Annotated in this window: 20 protein-coding genes and 1 tRNA gene; 14 read left to right on the top strand and 7 right to left on the bottom strand. The window is 42.9% G+C overall.

The window, feature by feature from the left end; translation table 11 throughout:
* The 4 genes from V7K40_RS19035 (at window position 1) to V7K40_RS19020 (ending at window position 4,979) form a co-directional block, all read left to right on the top strand.
* Window positions 1-258: a YlxR family protein gene (locus tag V7K40_RS19035; protein ID WP_298906330.1), complete on the top strand. Its 258-nt coding sequence runs from the start codon at window positions 1-3 to the stop codon at window positions 256-258.
* A gap of 491 nt (window positions 259-749) precedes the next feature.
* Complete coding sequence (infB, locus tag V7K40_RS19030) at window positions 750-3,902, top strand: translation initiation factor IF-2 (RefSeq protein WP_334962351.1); 3,153 nt, start codon at window positions 750-752, stop codon at window positions 3,900-3,902.
* Window positions 3,903-3,983: 81 nt separating this feature from the next.
* Window positions 3,984-4,604 (top strand): low-complexity tail membrane protein, encoded by a 621-nt coding sequence (locus V7K40_RS19025; RefSeq protein WP_334962349.1) that lies wholly within the window; start codon window positions 3,984-3,986, stop codon window positions 4,602-4,604.
* A gap of 177 nt (window positions 4,605-4,781) precedes the next feature.
* The gene (locus tag V7K40_RS19020; protein WP_273766713.1) at window positions 4,782-4,979 is read left to right on the top strand and encodes a hypothetical protein; all 198 of its coding nucleotides are present in this window, start codon (window positions 4,782-4,784) and stop codon (window positions 4,977-4,979) included.
* On the opposite strand, the gene V7K40_RS19015 is transcribed toward V7K40_RS19020, so the two are convergent.
* Complete coding sequence (locus V7K40_RS19015; RefSeq protein WP_334962346.1) at window positions 4,976-5,275, bottom strand: alpha/beta hydrolase; 300 nt, start codon at window positions 5,273-5,275, stop codon at window positions 4,976-4,978. The genes V7K40_RS19020 and V7K40_RS19015 overlap by 4 nt on opposite strands.
* Window positions 5,276-5,476: 201 nt before the next feature.
* Between V7K40_RS19015 and V7K40_RS19010 the strand changes: the two genes are divergently transcribed.
* A complete protein-coding gene (locus V7K40_RS19010) occupies window positions 5,477-7,171 on the top strand; it encodes a DUF1565 domain-containing protein (RefSeq protein WP_334962344.1) in 1,695 nt (564 codons plus the stop codon).
* Between the two features lie 214 nt (window positions 7,172-7,385).
* On the opposite strand, the gene V7K40_RS19005 is transcribed toward V7K40_RS19010, so the two are convergent.
* A complete protein-coding gene (locus V7K40_RS19005) occupies window positions 7,386-7,679 on the bottom strand; it encodes a DUF3493 domain-containing protein (protein ID WP_334962342.1) in 294 nt (97 codons plus the stop codon).
* Between the two features lie 33 nt (window positions 7,680-7,712).
* On the opposite strand from V7K40_RS19005, the gene V7K40_RS19000 reads away from it, so the two are divergent.
* Window positions 7,713-7,784, top strand: a tRNA-Thr gene (locus tag V7K40_RS19000).
* Window positions 7,785-8,139: 355 nt separating this feature from the next.
* Here V7K40_RS19000 and V7K40_RS18995 read toward each other — a convergent pair.
* The gene (locus tag V7K40_RS18995) at window positions 8,140-8,577 is read right to left on the bottom strand and encodes a hypothetical protein (RefSeq protein WP_334962340.1); all 438 of its coding nucleotides are present in this window, start codon (window positions 8,575-8,577) and stop codon (window positions 8,140-8,142) included.
* Between the two features lie 494 nt (window positions 8,578-9,071).
* On the opposite strand from V7K40_RS18995, the gene V7K40_RS18990 reads away from it, so the two are divergent.
* From V7K40_RS18990 to V7K40_RS18960, 7 genes are all read left to right on the top strand, one after another.
* Window positions 9,072-9,413 (top strand): hypothetical protein, encoded by a 342-nt coding sequence (locus V7K40_RS18990; protein WP_334962338.1) that lies wholly within the window; start codon window positions 9,072-9,074, stop codon window positions 9,411-9,413.
* A gap of 92 nt (window positions 9,414-9,505) precedes the next feature.
* Window positions 9,506-9,811: a PIN domain-containing protein gene (locus V7K40_RS18985; RefSeq protein WP_334962443.1), complete on the top strand. Its 306-nt coding sequence runs from the start codon at window positions 9,506-9,508 to the stop codon at window positions 9,809-9,811.
* A 343-nt stretch (window positions 9,812-10,154) separates the two neighbouring features.
* Window positions 10,155-10,868: a DNA cytosine methyltransferase gene (locus tag V7K40_RS18980; RefSeq protein WP_334962336.1), complete on the top strand. Its 714-nt coding sequence runs from the start codon at window positions 10,155-10,157 to the stop codon at window positions 10,866-10,868.
* Between the two features lie 55 nt (window positions 10,869-10,923).
* Window positions 10,924-11,208: a hypothetical protein gene (locus tag V7K40_RS18975; RefSeq protein ID WP_334962334.1), complete on the top strand. Its 285-nt coding sequence runs from the start codon at window positions 10,924-10,926 to the stop codon at window positions 11,206-11,208.
* A gap of 53 nt (window positions 11,209-11,261) precedes the next feature.
* A complete protein-coding gene (locus V7K40_RS18970) occupies window positions 11,262-11,504 on the top strand; it encodes a hypothetical protein (RefSeq protein ID WP_334962332.1) in 243 nt (80 codons plus the stop codon).
* 53 nt (window positions 11,505-11,557) lie between these two features.
* A complete protein-coding gene (locus V7K40_RS18965; RefSeq protein ID WP_334962330.1) occupies window positions 11,558-11,767 on the top strand; it encodes a toxin-antitoxin system, antitoxin component, Xre family protein in 210 nt (69 codons plus the stop codon).
* 115 nt (window positions 11,768-11,882) lie between these two features.
* Window positions 11,883-12,092: a hypothetical protein gene (locus tag V7K40_RS18960; RefSeq protein ID WP_334962328.1), complete on the top strand. Its 210-nt coding sequence runs from the start codon at window positions 11,883-11,885 to the stop codon at window positions 12,090-12,092.
* A gap of 38 nt (window positions 12,093-12,130) precedes the next feature.
* Here V7K40_RS18960 and V7K40_RS18955 read toward each other — a convergent pair whose 3' ends face one another.
* The 4 genes from V7K40_RS18955 to V7K40_RS18940 all read right to left on the bottom strand — a co-directional run bounded on the left by V7K40_RS18955 (window position 12,131) and on the right by V7K40_RS18940 (window position 17,142).
* The gene (locus V7K40_RS18955) at window positions 12,131-13,174 is read right to left on the bottom strand and encodes a M42 family peptidase (RefSeq protein ID WP_334962441.1); all 1,044 of its coding nucleotides are present in this window, start codon (window positions 13,172-13,174) and stop codon (window positions 12,131-12,133) included.
* A 20-nt stretch (window positions 13,175-13,194) separates the two neighbouring features.
* On the bottom strand, window positions 13,195-14,229 hold the full coding sequence (locus V7K40_RS18950; RefSeq protein ID WP_334962326.1) for an SGNH/GDSL hydrolase family protein: 1,035 nt from the start codon (window positions 14,227-14,229) through the stop codon (window positions 13,195-13,197).
* Window positions 14,230-14,550: 321 nt separating this feature from the next.
* Window positions 14,551-15,945 carry an S-layer homology domain-containing protein gene (locus V7K40_RS18945; protein WP_334962324.1) on the bottom strand — a complete coding sequence of 465 codons (1,395 nt, stop codon included), beginning with the start codon at window positions 15,943-15,945 and terminating at the stop codon, window positions 14,551-14,553.
* Between the two features lie 993 nt (window positions 15,946-16,938).
* Window positions 16,939-17,142, bottom strand: coding sequence for a hypothetical protein (locus V7K40_RS18940; RefSeq protein ID WP_334962322.1), 204 nt, complete (start codon window positions 17,140-17,142; stop codon window positions 16,939-16,941).
* A gap of 579 nt (window positions 17,143-17,721) precedes the next feature.
* On the opposite strand from V7K40_RS18940, the gene V7K40_RS18935 reads away from it, so the two are divergent.
* A complete protein-coding gene (locus V7K40_RS18935; RefSeq protein ID WP_334962320.1) occupies window positions 17,722-18,927 on the top strand; it encodes a histidine kinase in 1,206 nt (401 codons plus the stop codon).
* Window positions 18,928-19,192: the final 265 nt, after the last annotated feature.

The following is a 19,192-nucleotide window of genomic DNA, read 5'->3' as shown; positions in this document are numbered from 1 at the left end:
ATGAAACCAAATTATCGGCGCTGTATTAGTTGCCGCAAAGTAGGCTCAAAAGATGAGTTTTGGCGGATTGTCCGCGTCTTTCCATCGGGAAAGGTACAATTAGATCAGGGCATGGGGCGTTCTGCCTATATTTGTCCAGAAACGAGTTGCTTACAAGCGGCTCAAAAAAAAAATCGACTAGGGCGATCGCTACATGCATCAGTGCCAGAAACACTGTACCAAAGCTTGTCGCAACGTCTAGCCCGCACCAATACGTAAAACAAAATTTAGTTGGAATAACTTTGTGAGGTGATTATCAGAGGAATTGTGCCAAAGCCGAAGTCGTGCTTTCATCACACCCTCTGTTGATCGTTAAGGTTAGTGTCAAAATAGTAAATGGGTGTAAAAGGCATTCGACTCTCTAATAATTAACAGGGGCGAGGCAACATTCCCAGAACAAGATGTAATCGATTGTGTTGTGGAAGACTCAGAATCAACAAAACAAGAAACTACAAAATGGCAACCTGGTAGCGCTCAGGCGCAGTTCGGCGTCAAGGGTTCCCATAAAAATCTTTTAAAGAAATTTTTATGGGTCTCCCTCAACCATCATTCCTGGTGGGGATGCCATTATTAAACCGAAACATCTCTCTTTCCTGATTGGAGGCACCGACAAAAACTGAACGGCAATCTAAAAACAGTAATCCAAGGATGGAGATGTCGCACTCCCAGGCAACCATCCGCTAAAACTGTAAATTAAAGGGGAAGAGTGGATGAACAACGGCAAAGTTAGAATCTATGAATTATCAAAGGAATTGAATTTGGATAACAAAGAGCTACTAGCAATTTGCGACCAGCTCGACATTGCGGTCAAAAGCCATAGCAGCACGATTTCAGAATCCGAGGCAGAAAACATCCGGGCGGCAGCAGAAAAGCTTGCAGCTACGAGTGTGTCCGCCAAAAAGGAACTAGGTACAACCAGCCATAAACCAAATTCACCACCGAACGGCGGACCTGCGCGACCTGCTGCACCCCACAAACAGCAAATTTTGGAAATACGCAAACCCAAAATATTGAGAAATACTACCTCCAACGCCCCAGAGGCGTCACTTGCTACCAATACCCAAGCTGCCTTGTCTGAAGCTAATCCTCCCTCTCCTCCACGGCCCTTCGCTACACCAGTCTCACCCATGAAGCCGACGGCACCAACTCGACCTGTACCCCGGAATCAAGCTGAGACCCAAGAGCAACCTACGATCACAGACTTGGAACAAACGCCTAATCCAAATCAGGCGCCGGAAAAAATAGCATCCCAAAAACCGGAAAAAATAGTTCCACCTAGACCGAAATCGGAAAAACCTCAAAAACCGCAATTAGTTGCCCCTCCAGCAAGACCTGCGGAAGAAGTTGTCCAGGTGGCAGATGAGCAAGTATCTCAGACAGACAAACCGATTCTCAAACGCGACCAACGGCTACGGCCCGTTGAAGGTGATCGCGATCAAATTAAGCCAAAAGTCGCGAAGCTGCCAACTGACCAGTCCCCACAATCTGCACCACAAAGGCAGGCTCGTCCCACTCCTGCACCCAGCAGACCAGAGCAGAGAGGCAATAGACCATCTTCACCATCACAACTACCAGAGGGGCAACGGCCTAGGCCAGCCCGTCCTAGTGAACCTGTAGCAGCCGCAATGCCGATCGCTACTCCACCCAGACAGATATCAGGAATAGCAGGCAAATCTCAAGGATTGGGTGATGAGCCAGTCGCACCTGATCTCCTCGATTTGAAACGCCCAAGTCCACCTCGCCCGACCAAAGGCGGCAAAAAGTGGGTAGAAGAGGAAATAATTGACGAAGTTAAAGAGAAGGCTAAAACTGGCATCAAAGGCAAGCGGATCAAGCCGATACTGGATGATGAGTTTGAAGAAGATTTGCTGGATGATGACGATCTCGACGCACCAGCCACCGTCCAAGTCAGCCTTTCCATCGCCCGTCCTCCTAAACCCAAAGCTACTCGGCCTGTACAAATGCCAGGCGCAACTCTTGCTAGCGCCCCAACTGCTAGAGGAAGTAGAAAGTCAGGTTCCAAATCTGGTTCTAGCCGCGACCATCACCAGAACCGTCGCCAAGAAGCCGAGACAAAGCGTGACCGTCCAGAAAAAGTGGTGGTAACAGGCCCCTTGACTGTGCAAGAACTGGCTGATGTTTTAGCCGTTGCCGATACAGAGATTGTAAAAATCTTGTTCCTTAAAGGCATGGCGGTGAGTATCACCCAAAATCTGGATATTCCAACAATTACCCTGGTAGGAAAAGAACTAGAAATAGAAGTCGAAACCGCCGAGCCAGAAGCAGAAGCTCGGAAAATTACGGAAATGGTCGGTGCAGAAGACCTAGAATATCTCCACCGCCGTCCGCCAGTCGTGACAATTATGGGTCACGTAGACCACGGTAAAACAACCCTGCTCGACTCAATCCGCAAAACAAAAGTAGCTGCTGGTGAAGCTGGTGGTATCACTCAACATATCGGTGCATACCATGTGGATGTGGAACATGAGGGCAAACCGCAACAGATAGTCTTCCTGGATACACCCGGTCACGAAGCCTTTACAGCGATGCGGGCCAGAGGAGCGCGGGTAACAGACATTGCCGTATTGGTAGTGGCTGCTGATGATGGTGTCCGTCCGCAAACCATTGAAGCCATTAGCCACGCCCAAGCAGCAGGAGTGCCAATTGTCGTTGCAATTAACAAAATTGACAAAGAAGGGGCACAGCCAGAGCGGGTGAAACAAGAACTCACCCAGTATGGTCTGACCGCAGAAGACTGGGGCGGTGAGACAATCATGGTTCCGGTGAGCGCTATCAAGGGTGAAAATCTGGATACGCTCTTAGAGATGATTCTGCTAGTAGCAGAGGTTGCAGAACTATCTGCCAACCCAGATCGTGCCGCCAAAGGAACTGTGATTGAGGCACATCTAGATAAAGCTAAGGGAGCAGTTGCTACCCTGCTAATTCAGAATGGCACCCTGCATGTGGGAGATATCTTAGTAGCTGGCTCGGCTTTCGGTAAAGTCCGGGCGATGGTGGATGACAGAGGCAAGAGAGTAGACATTGCTTCTCCCTCCTTTGCTGTCGAGGTGTTGGGTTTAAGTGATGTGCCAGCAGCAGGCGACGAGTTCGAGGTCTTCCAAAACGAAAAAGAAGCCAGAGCACTCGCTAGCGATCGCGCAGACAGACAACGCCTATCCCGTTTGTTACAGGGTCGTGTTACCCTTACAACCCTATCGGCTCAAGCCCAAGAAGGCGAGTTGAAAGAACTCAACTTGATCTTGAAAGGAGACGTACAAGGTTCCGTGGAAGCCATTGTGGGAGCGCTGAAGCAAATCCCGCAAAACGAAGTCCAAATTCGGATGCTATTGGCTACTGCTGGGGAAATCACCGAGACAGATATCGACTTAGCAGCTGCCAGTAACGCTGTGATCATTGGCTTCAACACCACCTTCGCCAGTGGCGCCAGACAAGCCGCTGATGAAGCGGGTGTAGATGTTCGAGAATACAACGTAATCTACAAACTCCTAGAAGATATCCAAGATGCCTTGGAAGGTCTTTTGGAACCAGAGTTGGTGGAAGAACCCTTGGGCCAAACCGAAGTCCGTGCTGTCTTCCCAGTCGGACGTGGTGCTGTTGCCGGTTGCTACGTTCAATCTGGCAAGTTAGTTCGCAACTGTAAAGTCAGGGTGCGACGCGGCGGTAAAGTGATCTTTGAAGGCGTCCTTGACTCCCTAAAACGGATGAAAGAAGATAGCCGTGAGGTCAACGCCGGTTATGAATGCGGTGTCGGCATAGATAAATTCAATGATTGGGTTGAAGGTGACATCATCGAAGCCTATCAAATGGTTACCAAGCGCCGTACTCTCACCTTAACGAGATAGTGTTGAGGGTAAAATGGTTAGAAGTTAGGAGTGATAAATTAATTCCTAACTCCTAACTCTTAACTCACAACTTTTTATAATATGCATTCATTTCGCTCTGAACCTATTTTGTGGATTCACGTCGCTGGATTAGCGACGTTGCCTGTTTTTTTAGTCCTCTGTTTATTGTTCCTATCTGTAGGCGAGCGGTTTTTGCCAGTCTGGATGGAGCTATTCTTAGTTGCCGCCATTGGTATTCTCCCCCTACTATGGATGCAGTTACGTCGCCCTTTTTATATATTTGCTCTTTTAGGAATAGCCTTAAAGCCAGAAAATCTGACTGAGCGGCAGCGAAAAATTCTCTGTTTAATTAATACAAAGTTAAATCGTATCCTGGCATTAGTGGCAGCAGTATTGTCGATTTGGGTGCTGTGGCATCTCTACCAAATTGCCCCATTAGTCGCAAATTCAGCTAAATTTCTTCCCCAATGGCGCAGCCTCGCACTAGTGCTTGCGGGGTTAGCCTTTTTGGGTAGCAATTTATTTTTACAAATACCTGTGAGTGTAATGCGAGTTTTGGTGACTAATGACACAGAATTCGCGGCACTAGAGCCATTATCTTTAGAAAAGATTAAGCAGGATTTCACAATTTTAGGGGTGCGGGTTAATCAAATCGTGCCCCGATTGTTGCAATCCTTGTTTAGGATTAATAGAGATTCGTAGCATACCAATGCCCAATACAACTCTTGGAGAGGCTGCGCCCTAAGCGTAGCTATGCCGCAGGCTTTACGGCAACTCTTAGAGACGCTACGCGTAGCTTGCTTCCCCGCAGGGGTACGCTCAGTACAAGTGCCCAATCCTCAGTTACCGTTGAAGTTTAAAACAAAGGAATGAGAAACTATGGCTCAAATTCCAGCTTCTAGCGATCGCCAATTTTCTGCTGATACTGAAATTTGGTATAACCTCAAATGCGCCATCTCCACTAGTTCCGGTTTTCAACGCTGGCAACTAGAACCCAATGCTCAATTACAGGAAATTAGCTTGGAACAGCAAGTACAACGGTATTTAAGAGAAACTTTAGAAACTTTAGCTTACTAAACACCAAATAACTCTTGTAGGCTTGTTTGCAAGCGACGAAGTTGACGGTATGCACTCTCCAAGCGATCGCCATCAACTTCTACTTCATTTTTGGGATAATTCTTAATAATTTCAATCAGCGACACCTGCCCGTTTTGACTCGCAGAAAGTACTAACGCGGCTTGTAAAGGCTGCCGATCTGCTCTGGGAGACGGTCTATAAATAACTAAGCCTCCTAGTACAGATTGGCGGGAAAATCTAGCTACCATCTCAATTAACACGACTTGGAGCAAAATCCCCTTGTTAAAGGTAGACAAACTTCCGTTACAGTCTACTAGTAAAATTTTATAAATAAAATAATATAACTAATGTATAAGTTCTGTGATCTATCTAGGGAATTTAGCTGAATCAGTGCTAATCATCCAGTATAGTTTGGCATGGGTTTTAAAGCAGCTACAGGGCTGTTAACTTTAACCTTGTTTGACATACCATAATTCAGCACATCACAGACGGAAAAAATGAAATATCGGGGTTTTTACATTTCTCTAGCGAAAAATTTTCGCCTTTTTTCTAGCAGTCATCTCAGATATACTTTACGCGTGGGAGCCGGACTAACGGCAATGCTTGTTGTTTCTAGTGGGTCAATACTACTACCGAGTGAGGTTAATGCTGGTGCTACTCACCCAGAAGGTATCGCCCCAACTCTCACAGCGCAAACTCCTGCAACTGCCGCAGTGATTTACGTTAATTCAGCAACTGGTGCAGATAGTGCTGGTGCTGGTACAACGTCAGCTGCACCCTATAAAAGCATCAGTTTCGCTCTCAGTCAAGCCCAAACAGGTGCAGTTATTCAATTAGCACCTGGTACCTATAACCAGGAAAGTGGCGAAACCTTCCCGCTATTGCTTAAACCAGGGGTGACACTCCGGGGTGATGAAGCTACTAAAGGTCAGGCAATATTGATTACAGGTGGAGGATTCTACACTAGTCGCACTTTTGCCAGGCAGGATATTACCATCCTTGCCGACCAAGATACCACGATTACCGGTGTCACCGTCACCAATCCAAATAACCGGGGTACGGCTGTGTGGGTGGAGTCAACTAATCCCATTATCAAAAACAGTACTTTTACTAACAGTGTCAGAGAGGGTGTTTTTGTAACGGGTACAGCCAATCCCAAAATTGAAAGTAACCTGTTTGTGCAAAACAAAGGCAACGGGATTTCAGTTGCTAGAGCTGCCCAAGGAGAAATTCGGAATAACTTATTTCAGGATACTGGTTTTGGTCTAGCGATCGGTGGCACTTCCACACCCCAAATTGTGGAAAACCAAATCATCGAAAATCAAGACGGTCTTTTTATCTCAGAGTCAGCAAAGCCCGTATTGCGTAAGAATTTCATTCAGAATAATAAGCGGGATGGCTTAGTAGCGACTGTCAACGCTCTACCCGACCTTGGCACCAACGAAAATCCTGGTGGCAATCTTATCCGCAATAACACTCGTTATGATCTGAACAACGCCACCAAAACCGGTAAAATTGTCGCTGTTGGCAACGATATCGATCAGAAAAAGATTTTTGGCTCAGTAGATTTTGTTGCCGCAACTGTTGATGTACCCCCTGGAGGACCTGTGGCCTTTAAGGATGTGCCAGCAAATTACTGGGCAAAAACCTACATCGAAGCTTTAGCCTCCCAAAATATTATTGCTGGCTTTCCTGATCGCAGCTTTAAACCCAATGAACCTGTAACCCGCGCTCAATTTGCCACTATTGTTACTAAAGCCTTAACACCACCAAGCAAACGCGCAGGCATTCAGTTTAAGGATGTAGCAAGCAATTTCTGGGCTTACGCTGCAATTCAATCTGCTTATCAGAGTCAATTTGTTTCTGGTTATCCCGATGGGACTTTTAAGCCACAGCAGCAAATTCCAAGAGTGCAGGCGTTAGTAGCTTTAGCGAATGGTTTGGGCTTAACTGCGAATAATCAGAATGTCCTTTCCTTTTACACCGATGCTGCCCAGATTCCTGATTATGCGATCGCTCCTGTTGCTGCGGCAACTGCACGGCAACTAGTGATCAACTATCCCACAGCGAAGCAACTTAATCCTAATCGTCAGGCGACTAGAGCTGAAGTTGCTGCCTTTGTTTACCAGGCACTCGTCAATGCTGGACGTGCCCAAGCAATTCCTTCATCCTATTTGGTAACAGTTCAGTAAATGCCTAGTTAGCATAATTGAAAGCGCCAGAGTAACAAATTATTAGTCTGGCGCTTCCAATATTGTGAGTTTTATTAATTTTAAGGGTCTTTAAATATAGCTGACCCCATTTGAATGTGATTGGCTTTATAAGTAATGTTGGCTGAAAACTTAAAGAATATAAAGATATATAAAAGGAAAGCAGTAAAAAAAATAACAGCTAAAATTTCTTCCTTTAAGAATTAGGATTTTTATCCGATTGGGGGCGTTGTTGCCGACGCTGTTCCCAGCGCCAGAGGAAGACCATTAGGACAACGATTCCTACTTGGAGAGCTAAACTAGGCAAAGCACTCTCAACATCCCGTCCGGCAAGCACTTGGAAAAAAAAGACGAATGCACCGAGCGAGCCAGAAGCACCGAAAGCGATGTAGATAAATTGTCGTAAGCCGCGATAAGGAGCGGCTATTTCTGCTTTTAGGCTGGCATATTGTTCAGAGTTAAGGCGATTTTTGGGATTTTTATCTACCATGATTAAATCATGTTATACTTTTAGATTGTGTACGCCGATGTGGCTCAGTGGTAGAGCAGCTGATTCGTAATCAGCAGGCCGTGGGTTCAAATCCCATCATCGGCTTTGATCAAAGTATTGCTCAATATTAAAGTTTGACATAAATCAAGTGTACAGTGACTAATTATTTCTCGTCGGTGACAGATTACAGCTATTTTCAGGTAAATAGACCACACGGTAGGGGCACAGCATTGCTGTGCCCTTACGACAGATGTGGTTTAAATACATGAAAACTGCTGTAATGTCTTAGTGACAAATTATTGTCATCAAACCTAGTAATTTGCTTCCGTATGTATTGGTGACAAATTATCAAAACAGAATTCAGGAGTCAGGAGCCAGAATGGGCTAAACCTTAGCTATCCGCTAACAGAATTGAATTCTGTGATTTAACACCCCTACTCCCATTTTCAAGCTAGGTGGATTATTGCAGCAATGGAGTTGTGCCATTACCGTTAGTTGAGGCATTGGCAATTGCAGCATGAGTAGGTTGAGTAGTAAGAACTGCTACAACTGGAGTAACATTTGAACTAGATTGTTTACTTCGTTTTCGATTAGAGCCGCCAGCCTTGGAATACTCTATACTGTTTCTGCCGTAGACAGTTGCAACTCCACTTAGCATTCGTTCAGACATTTCGGAGAGAGCTTTATCCATCTGGGTTACTGTTTTACGCGATTCTTCAAGATTGGACACCAGCGTATTATGAGTTTCTAGTACAGCACGGGTAGTGTTGATTAGGTGGTTGTAGCTTTCAATGGTTAACCCGTGTCCTAAATCCAGACTTTCATCAATGGATTTAAGCAAGGCGAGACGAAGTTGAGCTTTGTCAACAGCAGCAGAACCACGAGTTTTTAAAGACATAACACATCCTTTTTTAATAATTCCTTTTTCAACATAGTAGAGTATCCTTTTGCCTGAGATGGGTAGTTTTGTGGATTTATTTCATTAAAAGTTCAACGAAATAATTACGACTTAGCCTGTGTTTTTACTCATTTTTCATATCGATTTGTTGTTTTAGAATAAGTACAATCAGCAACAGTAATCACAAAATCAATAATTGCGTACCCCGAAATAACAAATGCGTACCTCGAAATAACAAATGCGTACCCCGAAATAACAAATGCGTACCCCGAAATAACAAATGCGATCGCAAAAGCTACAAATGCGAACGCCGAAATAACAAACGCAAATCCCGAAATAACAAACGCGAACCCCGAAATAACAAATGCGATCGCCAAATCTATAAATGCGTACGCGGAAATAACAAATGCGTTGGCGTAGCCCAACCCAGACATAGCTAGATTAACTTTTGATTATGAAAGTAAAATGAAATTATCCTCCACCTAAGCCCCATCATGGTTGTCCCAGAACTCGAACAACAACTCCTTCAGCTTTCACCTGACGATAAATTGTATATTATCCAACTCCTAGCACAAAGCCTGACTACACACAATAACAACACCCAATCTGTGCAAACAAGCAAAATATCAGAATTATTCCGTCAATCCCCTGTAGCTGAATTACCCAAAGAATTTAACCTAACTCGATTACTAAAAACCCTCATTGAGTCCCTACAACCAGTAACTCTAACCGAAATAACAGAATATCCCCTGCCTCAATTTTATGGATGTATCCAAGATGAAACCTTCTTCCGTCATCCCCAAGGACAACAACCAGAACGCGAACCAATCCTGTGAAATTCCTGCTCGATACTAACACCTGCATTATCTATATGCAGGGTAAAAATTCCACTTTAAAATAGAAACTAGAATCCACTGCCACTAAACATATTGCCGTTTGCTCAATCGTCAAAGCTGAACTATTTTATGGTGCAATGAAAAGTGCCAACCCACAACAGAATATTACTTTACAACAACAATTTTTAGCCCAATTTACATCACTACCCTTTGACGATTTAGCAGCAACAACATTTGGAACAATTCGCTCTCAACTAGAAGCATTAGGTACTCCCATTGGCGCGTATGACTTACAAATTGCCGCCATCACGCTGACAAATAACTTAACCCTCATCACCCATAACACTAGAGAATTCCAACGCATTAATAACTTGTTGATTAAGGATTGGGAGATATAGCGATCGCCTAAATCACAATTGCGTTAGCGTAGCCCAACCCAGGCATCGCAAAATCTATAAACGCGATCGCACCCTTGTTTTACCTGAAACTACCACTGGGCGATCGCATGAACAATCTTTGCAACTGGTATTTGACAAGCAAGTGGCGCTAAAAGCACTTTGTCAGGGACAAACTGTAATTCCCTTTTAGTGCGATCGCCTGCATCAACAATTAAGTTCCGTTAAAAATTATCGTAAATAAGTAGTGATGCTATAATATCTGATATTAGTGTAACTTTTTATACGTATCTTCAATCCAAACAAAGACCATCTTATAATTGAATTCTTTGACATAAAATATTTCATGATCAAGCCAGCTTGCAATCCAGGTTCAAGGGTTCGTTACAGAGCAAACATAAAATTATCTAAAGAGCAAGATGAAGAGCTTAATATTTCTTCATCTATTGTGTCTGAAACTACTTCTTTACATGGTGCGCTTACAGCATCAAGAAATGATGTGCGTATCGTGGAGCTTTTTGCTGGAGCTCGCGGAATGGGTATTGGATTTCTGATGGCTGGGGAGCAAAAAAAAGGATTTATAATTATTAATTATGCTGAAATTATCCTAATTTTTTTAAAAAGCCTCGAAACTAATTATAAATCATTTTACAATAACTCAACCTACCGTATTGAAGACTGTATTCCTTCAGATTTTACTCCTATAGATTTAACTAAAAAACAAAATTTTCAACTTGTACATGAAGCTGTAAAAAGAGTAGATGGTGTGGATATGGTTATTGGTGGAACTCCCTGTCAAGGGTTTTCACAATCTAATCGAAGTAATTGGGATGCGAAGAATATGTATAATCATCTAGTTGAATACTTTATTGAATGTTCTTTAGAACTTGCACCGAAAGCAATTCTTTTGGAAAATGTGCAAGGTATTCTATGGACACCTCGTTATAATAAAAGTAAGAATAAGCGCAAATTTACAGTAGTTGATTATATTGCAAGAAAATTTACGGATGCTGGGTATGTTTTTTTACCCAGTTCTAGATGCTGTTTAATAATAGTGTAATCGCTGATGTTAAAACCATTCAAATTATTATTTTATTAATTTAATATTTAAATTTATGAATAAAGCTAATACTAACAAACATGAAAACTATGAAATTCTTAATTTAATTGGATATGGTTTAGCTAAATTTGATATGGATTTTGTTAGAGAATTTAGTTTTAAAACTAAGCAAGAGTTTTTTCTTGATCTTGTAAACACTAGTATTGCTAAAACTGTAGGAACAATAAAAAATAGACAAGATTTATTTGATCCTTTTTTTGATAATGCAAGAAAAGGATGGTGGCAAAAAGGAAATACATATATTCCTCGAAAAATACTAATTGATTCCCTCAATGACTAGATTAAAAGGTGAGAAGGCAGAGATTTTAAACCTAACCCCACACTTTAGAACATTTGGAAAGTAAACGCAAATTATGGCGATCACCGCTCATACGACATCAAAAGCAGGGACAATTTTGCTATGCGATCGCGCATTTTCGACAACCAGAAAAATTCACGCTATTTTGGGTTGATATGCGATCGCTCCTTCAAGTGAAAGCCTGGAATTATTACTCAAATTCAGTTTCGCAGAAAGCTTTTAACAAATCAATACAATTAGCGATCGCCATCGTCGGTAGAGACAACCAAAAATTATAATGAATGCATAAAGCAACCAATCATAGATAGGCAAGATTAGGAGAATCTAAACAATGCAGGCTCATAGCAGTTCAGAGCAAAGGCTACTTGAAAAAATTCGCCAGCTACCTCCCGAACAAGTTTTGCTAGTTGAAGATTTTATTAATTCTCTGGAGAAGCAAAATACAGAGTATAGCCTTACCTTTGCAGCAGCAAAACTTTCTGAACCAGTTCTGCTCAAAATCTGGGATAACCCTGATGATGCAGAATATGACAAACTATGAGTTTGGTGATGTTGTTTTAGTGCCGTTTCCTTTTACTGACCAGACTACTACTAAAAAACGTCCAGCAGTAGTTGTGAGTTCTAATAGCTATTAATGTGAGCGTTCGGATTTAATATTGATAGCCATTACCAGTCAAGCGAATCCAGCAACTTCTTTTGGTAAAATCACAATTAATGGATGGCAAATAGCTGGTCTTCTCAAACCTTCAATTATAAAACCAGTTTTGACTACTATAGATAAAGGGCTAGTGATTAAAAAGTTAGGGCGACTTCAGGAGCCAGACTTTCAAGCTTTGCAAAACCTTTTTCTGGCTATTTTGGGTTGATATGCGAGATTGTTCCTTCAAATCAAAGCTTCTAATTATCACTCAAACTCAGTTTCGCAGAAAGCTTTTAACAAATCGATACAATTAGCGATCGCTCCTAAATGAGCAATTTCATAACCGTGGGTATTTTGGGTAGGAAATGCCAAACAAGCAGCACGCCCAACATGCCCAAATTTCATCGCAATCGAAGCATCACTACCAAACTGACTCAGTATCGTTAGCTGCATCGGCATATCCAACTGTTTAGCACAGTGGCACAGTTGGCCATTTAGCCCTTCATCATATATTCCATAAGCATCTTGAGAAAAAAGTACAGGACTTTCACCATCTTTAACAGGATATTCCTCGGCTAATGGACAAATTTCTAAAGCAATCAAGGCATCCAAACGCTGGTTTTGGGTAAAAAATAGCGCCCCAATTGCTCCGACTTCTTCTTTCGCTGACGCCACTAGATAAACATCAACAACTGGCTGTTTCAGGTTTTGAGCCAAAGCTAACAAAATGGCAACAGAGGCTTTGTTATCCAAGGTGTAACTGGCGATATGATCCTTTAACCTAATTGGATACTTGCGATGTTTGCCGACTACCATTCTAGTTCCAGGTCGAATGCCAGCTGCTTCTAATTCAGCAGATGTGAGCTTCGTTTCAATCCAGGCATTTTCCCACTTGAGAGTAGTATCTTCCTGCTGGACTTTTTGAGGAGATTCATGGGAAACGTGGCGGGAACCAAAGCTGAGAATACCGCTAATGGTTTCGTTATCTCCGATTAAATCTACAACTCCTTCGCCATAAACCCACGGGAAAGAACCGCCGAGTTTACGGACTTCAACACGACCTCCATCACCGAGAGTCTTGACAATTGCGCCAATTTCGTCTTTGTGTGCCGTGATAGCGATCACTCGGTCTGGATTTTTCCCTGGAATCTTCGCAATAATATTATCAGCGCGATCGCACCAGACTTTTACATCCAGCGCCGCAAATCGTTGCATCAACAACTGGTTAATCTCAGCTTCTGCACCACTTGGAGAATGGTGCATGACCAATTCTTCAATAATTTCAAATAAGCGATCGTAATCCCACATTAATACAGTTAGTTTAATTTTCAAATATTATTATGAGACAATTGTGCATCAAAAACGCGACTTGCTGGTACAAGTGCTGATCTTTTTTGTTGACGCTTCAGCACTCCTACCACACCAAAAGCACCAAGCGCTAAAATTCCTAAGTTTATTGAGGGTTCAGGTACAGACTTAGCCTCAATCGCCGCCAGTGCAGTGTCTGCTATCACCTTATGAGCGGCGGTGGTTGGGTGGACACCGTCCCAGATAAGAAACTTGTTGTTTTTTGGGTCACATATATCTGGTCTAGATAGACAAGACTCGGTTACATTCGTAAAACCCAATGCACTTGCCTGATTAAATAAAGAATAAATATCAACAGAGACGATGTTGAGATTCGGGTTTTGGTTCAAAGCGCTCACAGTGTTTGCTAAACCCAAGTCAAACTCGCTACTCGATTTGCTAAGGAGTGTAGGGTTGCGACCATCGGTTTTAGCTGCTGGTAGCTGTCCCAAATTTGGCAAGTTAAACACTAAAATATTTTTTGCGCCGGCTCCTATGAGAGTATTCAACGCCACAGATATATTATTAATTGGCTTGGTCGAGTCTTTGGGGTTAGGAAAAAGGAAATCATTCGCACCTCCCCACAATGTATAAAGTGCATCTGGATTAGCAGTTTGATTATTTGCTTTCAAAGTTCCAGCAAAATCAAGGACTTGTTTGAGCACTCCCGGTAAATTTGAATCGGGAAGGACAGCATTACCTAAACCAGAGCTAGCACCACCGATAGCGAAGTTTATTCCTTGGGTAGGAGGTGTGGAAGGAATAGTAGTGAATAAAGTGGGCTTTAATCCTAGCTGATCTCCGAAATAATCTACCCAGTTCAGCCCATTAGAAAAACGTCCTTCAAAGTAAGGTGGGTTTGGAGGGTATCCTTTCTCAGTAATATTATATATATTGCCTGTATCGGAAAGACTATCGCCAAATACATAAAGTTGATCAAAACTCGCAGCAGAGGCTTTGGTTGGCAACATAAAAGAAAATAGAACAAATCCTGCCGCTACAGCTTGTTTTTTCATATTTGTTTTACCTGTGGTATTTTTTAATCTGTTTAAAAGTAATCAAGGGGCAATAATGACAACTAGTCTTTTCTTCAGTTACTTCAAAACCAGGCATATTTAATGAGTTAATTTGCGTTATTACACCTAACTATGCCTTAAAAATTTATCATACACAGGTAAAAACACTGTAAATACTTAGATTTACATTTTCTTGATAAAAATAGGTGCATTAAAAAGAAATAGCAAAGTTTTCATCCTAGAGATGGAATTGCCCACTTTTATGCAGGCTGACTATCAACTAACCGCAAGAGAATTGCGTAACCCTTCGTAGACATCGCTTTAACTTCGCTTTAATTTCAAAGCCTCAGCAGCCGATACACCCTCACCCTGAGTGCCGAAATACCACAAAACTGTAGCAGCCTCAGCCCGAGTTACTGGTTTTTTGGGTTGAAACAGAGTCGTATAACCAAATACCCGCCGAATATTCGATTGTTCGCTATTTTGGTAATCAACCAACACTGCTCTTAAAGCCTTGGGGTCAATTCGCGCTGCGTCTTGGAAACCCCAGGTTTGTTTGATCGCATCTAAGTTAGCAGAGGGTAAAGCTTGGCGAGTATCTAGTGGTAATTTCCACAGCAGCAACGCCTCCCGCGTTAGGGGTGCATCAGGACGAAACAAAACTGCTGTAGAATCTCCAGACAAAGGACTGGGAATTAACCCAGCCTCAGCTAATCCCTGAATTGCTGGAAAATCAGGGTCTTTTGCGGGCACATCACTAAAAGCTGGTTGAGTACTTTCTGATGCCAAGCGAATTTGTTTAGCTGGATTGCTGGGATACATAGCATTGTTAGCAGCAATTAGCCAACGGGCATATTCCCGATGTGTAACGATTTTACCGGGTTCAAACTGGTTAGTTGTGGTAATAGAGTTGCTCTTAGTTGTCTTTGGCTCTATGGATAAAACACCTAATGCAGCCAAGTCTTGGATGTGTTGCCGCCATTCTTGCGGTATCTTATTGAGATCGTTGAATTCCTGAGATTCGGGTGTGGCTGTAGGAGTTGTTTGGTTATTAGCCGTACTTGGTGGCTGTGCTGCCAAGTTTGCCGATGGTATCGGCCCAATGAACTGTGGCTCTCCTGGTTGGGGAATGGCGTTAGTAGTTTCGTTAAGATTTGTAGTTGGGGTAGGCTGTGCCGTAGCTGTACTATTCGGTACGTACTCAATCAGTAATTCAGTGGCTGTTTGGGGTTGATTAGGTGTGGCGTTAGTAACTGATTTAGGCTGAATGGAAACCTTCAACAGCAAATCGTTACGACGTGCCTCAAAGACATCTGCCGCATTATCTGTTGGCTGTTGCAAAATCTGCCAGTTATTTGTTTGAAACTGGCTACTATAAAAGCTAGCAATAAAGTTGCTGGGATCAGAACTCAACCAACGAGTTGAGACTCTGTTTTCTGAGCCGCTAGCAGGGGTAACTTCCTGTAGTTTGGCATTGGAATATAGTGGGATATCTTTAGGAAAATCAGATGGTAACTGAACTGTTGATTCTTTTTGCTGTGCTTGTGGTTGGTTACCCTGAGATTCTCCAAAGACGACTGGATTGCTTTGCAGCTTAGGATCTGCCGCCAAAGATTGCTCAAGGTTTTTGGCGACTGGACTGTTAGCACAGGCTGTTAACGAAGTCAGTAGAACAGCCCAAATTAGAAATACAGCTGGACGTTTACAGGGAAGCACAGGAAATCACAAATTGAGTTTCAATTCCTACCCTAGCGCAGACTGTTCATTAAATGGGTATGGGGCATTAGGGACTGGAATATTGAAAAAAACCCATTTCCTCTGCCTCTGTCCCTGTTTATATCACCAAAAGACACTACCAACTCACCACGTCCTCTTGGTAAATGTCTCTATTGGTGAAGATGATGATATCTGCTATAGCAATCCTAAATGAGTCGTAAAAATCTCCAATTCCTCTCTCTGCGCTACGGGCAGTTTGCTCAAGTCGGGAAACCCGCCCATGCAATTGCCCTCCTCTGCGCCTCTGCAGTTAATTTATTTTTACAAATGATTTAGGACTGCTATAGATTTGTTTATTTAAATGTCAACTAAGCCCTATCTCTAAAAATGAGTAAACGGTAGCAAAAGCTACCGTATTGTCTTTGTTTTACAGCCATTAGGTTTTGATAATTCCCATGCTTATTTATAGAGTTCCCTAAAATTCTGGCAAACTAACACTTTGGAAAAAAAAACAGGAAATAAACTTGAAATACTTGCTAGATAAGAGTTTTATAATTTTGCTCCTCAAAGTTAGTAGTTTACCACATTAAGTTGGATGGGTGAATCAGTTTGTAGTCGGGACTTTAGTCCTTGATTTGAGCGCTGAAATTGTTGCCTTATCAAAGCACTAGATTGAGAATCAATTTTTTAGATAGTTGTAGAAATATTTAGTTGGCAGAGTGGATAACTGATTGAGAACTTGCCAAGGAACAGCATAGCTAGCAAAAGCTTTAATCTCCTTGCAGATGCACTAGTTGTAATGCGATCGCCAAGCAACTGAAGTGATAGACTAAGACTAAAGCCCCCTTTAGCCTCACCCAAGCAAGGGAATAGATCAAGTTCGCTAACATTCGCTTACAATCGATTCTGGAGATTATTCATCTGACGATGGTAAGCTGAATAAGGCAATAGGTGGAAAATGCCAATGTTAAGCAATTCCAGGAACTTAGCAGCCTAAGTTTGTGGTTCTTGGCGACTGGGGTCATAGGCAAAGCAGTTAAGTGTCGCAGCAGTTTCCCTAGTATCTATAAATTGATTTTCTAAGGAAAGTGCTACTTGTACTGTAGCCACAAGTTTCTTGGCAGCCTCGAAAGCAGTGAGTGCTGACTCTAAAAGTGCGTAGTTTACCGCCGTAGGCATCGCCTCTATGTTATCCAAAGCTTTCTCTTGAGCAATCCATCTCCTGTCTTCTGGGATAGGACAGGGGTTCTTTTAGGAAAGGCTCAGCACAGGGTGCGCTTTGCAAGTTATAGAGGCAGTACATAGTCAGCTATGGCTGTTTTGCTAATCCTACTAATGATTGGGTAGAGGCAAAAAAGACACTTCATCGGATGCAGTGGCGGTTGAGAAAACCCTCTACAAACTTGGTCTGAACAGTTAACAACTTCCTGATAGATTAGATACAATTAGCATCTGCGTTTGGTACAGTGATCACTAGTTCAAGGCGAGTAATCAAATTGACATACTACTCCACTAGCCAATTTGACATAGTATTAAACCTTTCACCTGCTGGTTGTGGCGAATATTTTTGATTCAGGGCAAATTAAGACTTATATTATTCAAGGGCAAAGGTGTTTCTTGGAGGTGAAGTTAGCCAAAAAGGGGCAAAAGGCTGAAAAATATATGTCTGATGTCAAAAACGCAGATCTAATCGGAGTATGAATGAAGAAAAAACAACGACCATTGACAACCGTTAGTCAATTTTACTTTCTGTAAAACGTCGCCAGGTTGTTACCAGTGCTGAAACACGATTACATGCAAGTTTCCCAGGATCAGCCTATTTATTCTGAGGCTCCACTCCAATTGTTACTGTTTGTCGATGAACGCCCAAAGTCCCGACAACAGGTGCAGCGAATACGTGCTTATTTAAAAGAATTGCAGGCTGAGTATACTTTTGAAGTTCAAATTATCGATATTGGACAACAACCTTACTTAGCAGAACACTTTAAATTGATCGCAACGCCAGCTTTAATCAAAATCCATCCGGAACCACGACAGATTTTAGCTGGGAGTAATATAGTAGCACAATTGAAAAACTGGTGGCCTCGCTGGCAAGCCGCTGTAGACGCTTACTTAAAATTACAGGAAGACTTGCAAGAACGTATAGAGGACAACGCTAGGGCGACATTACCCAAATCCACTATCCATTCAGTTGCTGTTTCTGCTGAACTAATCCGACTCTCAGACGAAATTTTTCGCTTGAAACAGGAAAAAGATAACCTCCAAGAGCAACTACAGTTTAAAGACCGGGTGATTGCTATGCTGGCACACGATCTTCGCAATCCCTTAACTGCTGTCGCGATCGCCATAGAAACTCTCCAATCTAATTACAATTTAGAGAAAGGGGAATTTCAGCGCCTCAAACCATCGATGACGGCACATTTATTAAAACAAGCCCGTAATCAAACTAAGATCATTGATCGGATGATTGCCGACCTTTTGCAGGTAGGTCGTGGCAAAGATACAGAACTCCCTATTACACCACAAAAGCTACAGTTAAGGAAACTGTGCTTAGATGTATTAGAAGAATTGTGCGATCGCTACACCGCCAAATGCCAAAAGGTAGAAACAGATATTCCCAATGACTTGCCATATGTATATGCTGACCCAGAACGCATCCGACAAGTGCTAGTAAATTTGTTGGATAATGCCATCAAATACACCCCAGAAGGTGGCAAGATTAGTGTTGCCGGATTGCACCGTACTACCCAAAAAGTTCAGTTTAGTATTGGCGATACTGGACCTGGTATTCCTGTAGAGAATCGCGATCGCATCTTTGAAAACCACTTCCGCCTGCAACGGGATGAAGGTACAGAAGGTTATGGCATTGGTCTTTGTTTATGCCAACGCATTATCCTAGCACATTATGGTCAAATTTGGGTAGACTCTGCCCCCAATAATGGAGCATGGTTCCACTTCACACTGCCAGTTTATCCTTCTTAGGGATTGGGCACCTGTACTGAGCGACTTGTACCGAGCGAACTTGTGCCGACTTGTACTGAGCATCTCGGCTTGCTTCTCTTCGAGAGGCTGCGCCAACGACTGCGCCCTTACCTCGGCTTCGCCCAACTCTTGGAGAGGCTGCGCCCTAAGCGTAGCTATGCCGCAGGCTTTACGACACCGCTCAGGCTAAACTCGGCACAAGTCGATGCCGCCCAACTCTTGGAGAGGCTGCGCCCTAAGCGTAGCTATGCCGCAGGCTTTACGG

Origin of the sequence: Nostoc sp., from assembly GCF_036917195.1 — a bacterium.
Taxonomy (GTDB): Bacteria; Cyanobacteriota; Cyanobacteriia; order Cyanobacteriales; family Nostocaceae; genus Nostoc.
This window is presented reverse-complemented; position numbering and strand designations above follow the sequence as displayed.

Bases quoted from the DNA above. Each gene is read 5' to 3' on its own strand.
- V7K40_RS18955 (WP_334962441.1), bottom strand. From the start codon at position 13,174: ATGTGGGATTACGATCGCTTATTTGAAATTATTGAAGAATTGGTCATG.
- V7K40_RS18980 (WP_334962336.1), top strand. From the start codon at position 10,155: ATGATCAAGCCAGCTTGCAATCCAGGTTCAAGGGTTCGTTACAGAGCA.
- V7K40_RS18975 (WP_334962334.1), top strand. From the start codon at position 10,924: ATGAATAAAGCTAATACTAACAAACATGAAAACTATGAAATTCTTAAT.
- V7K40_RS18965 (WP_334962330.1), top strand. From the start codon at position 11,558: ATGCAGGCTCATAGCAGTTCAGAGCAAAGGCTACTTGAAAAAATTCGC.
- infB (WP_334962351.1), top strand. From the start codon at position 750: ATGAACAACGGCAAAGTTAGAATCTATGAATTATCAAAGGAATTGAAT.
- V7K40_RS18995 (WP_334962340.1), bottom strand. From the start codon at position 8,577: ATGTCTTTAAAAACTCGTGGTTCTGCTGCTGTTGACAAAGCTCAACTT.
- V7K40_RS19005 (WP_334962342.1), bottom strand. From the start codon at position 7,679: ATGGTAGATAAAAATCCCAAAAATCGCCTTAACTCTGAACAATATGCC.
- V7K40_RS18990 (WP_334962338.1), top strand. From the start codon at position 9,072: ATGGTTGTCCCAGAACTCGAACAACAACTCCTTCAGCTTTCACCTGAC.
- V7K40_RS18950 (WP_334962326.1), bottom strand. From the start codon at position 14,229: ATGAAAAAACAAGCTGTAGCGGCAGGATTTGTTCTATTTTCTTTTATG.
- V7K40_RS19025 (WP_334962349.1), top strand. From the start codon at position 3,984: ATGCATTCATTTCGCTCTGAACCTATTTTGTGGATTCACGTCGCTGGA.
- V7K40_RS19010 (WP_334962344.1), top strand. From the start codon at position 5,477: ATGAAATATCGGGGTTTTTACATTTCTCTAGCGAAAAATTTTCGCCTT.
- V7K40_RS19020 (WP_273766713.1), top strand. From the start codon at position 4,782: ATGGCTCAAATTCCAGCTTCTAGCGATCGCCAATTTTCTGCTGATACT.
- V7K40_RS19035 (WP_298906330.1), top strand. From the start codon at position 1: ATGAAACCAAATTATCGGCGCTGTATTAGTTGCCGCAAAGTAGGCTCA.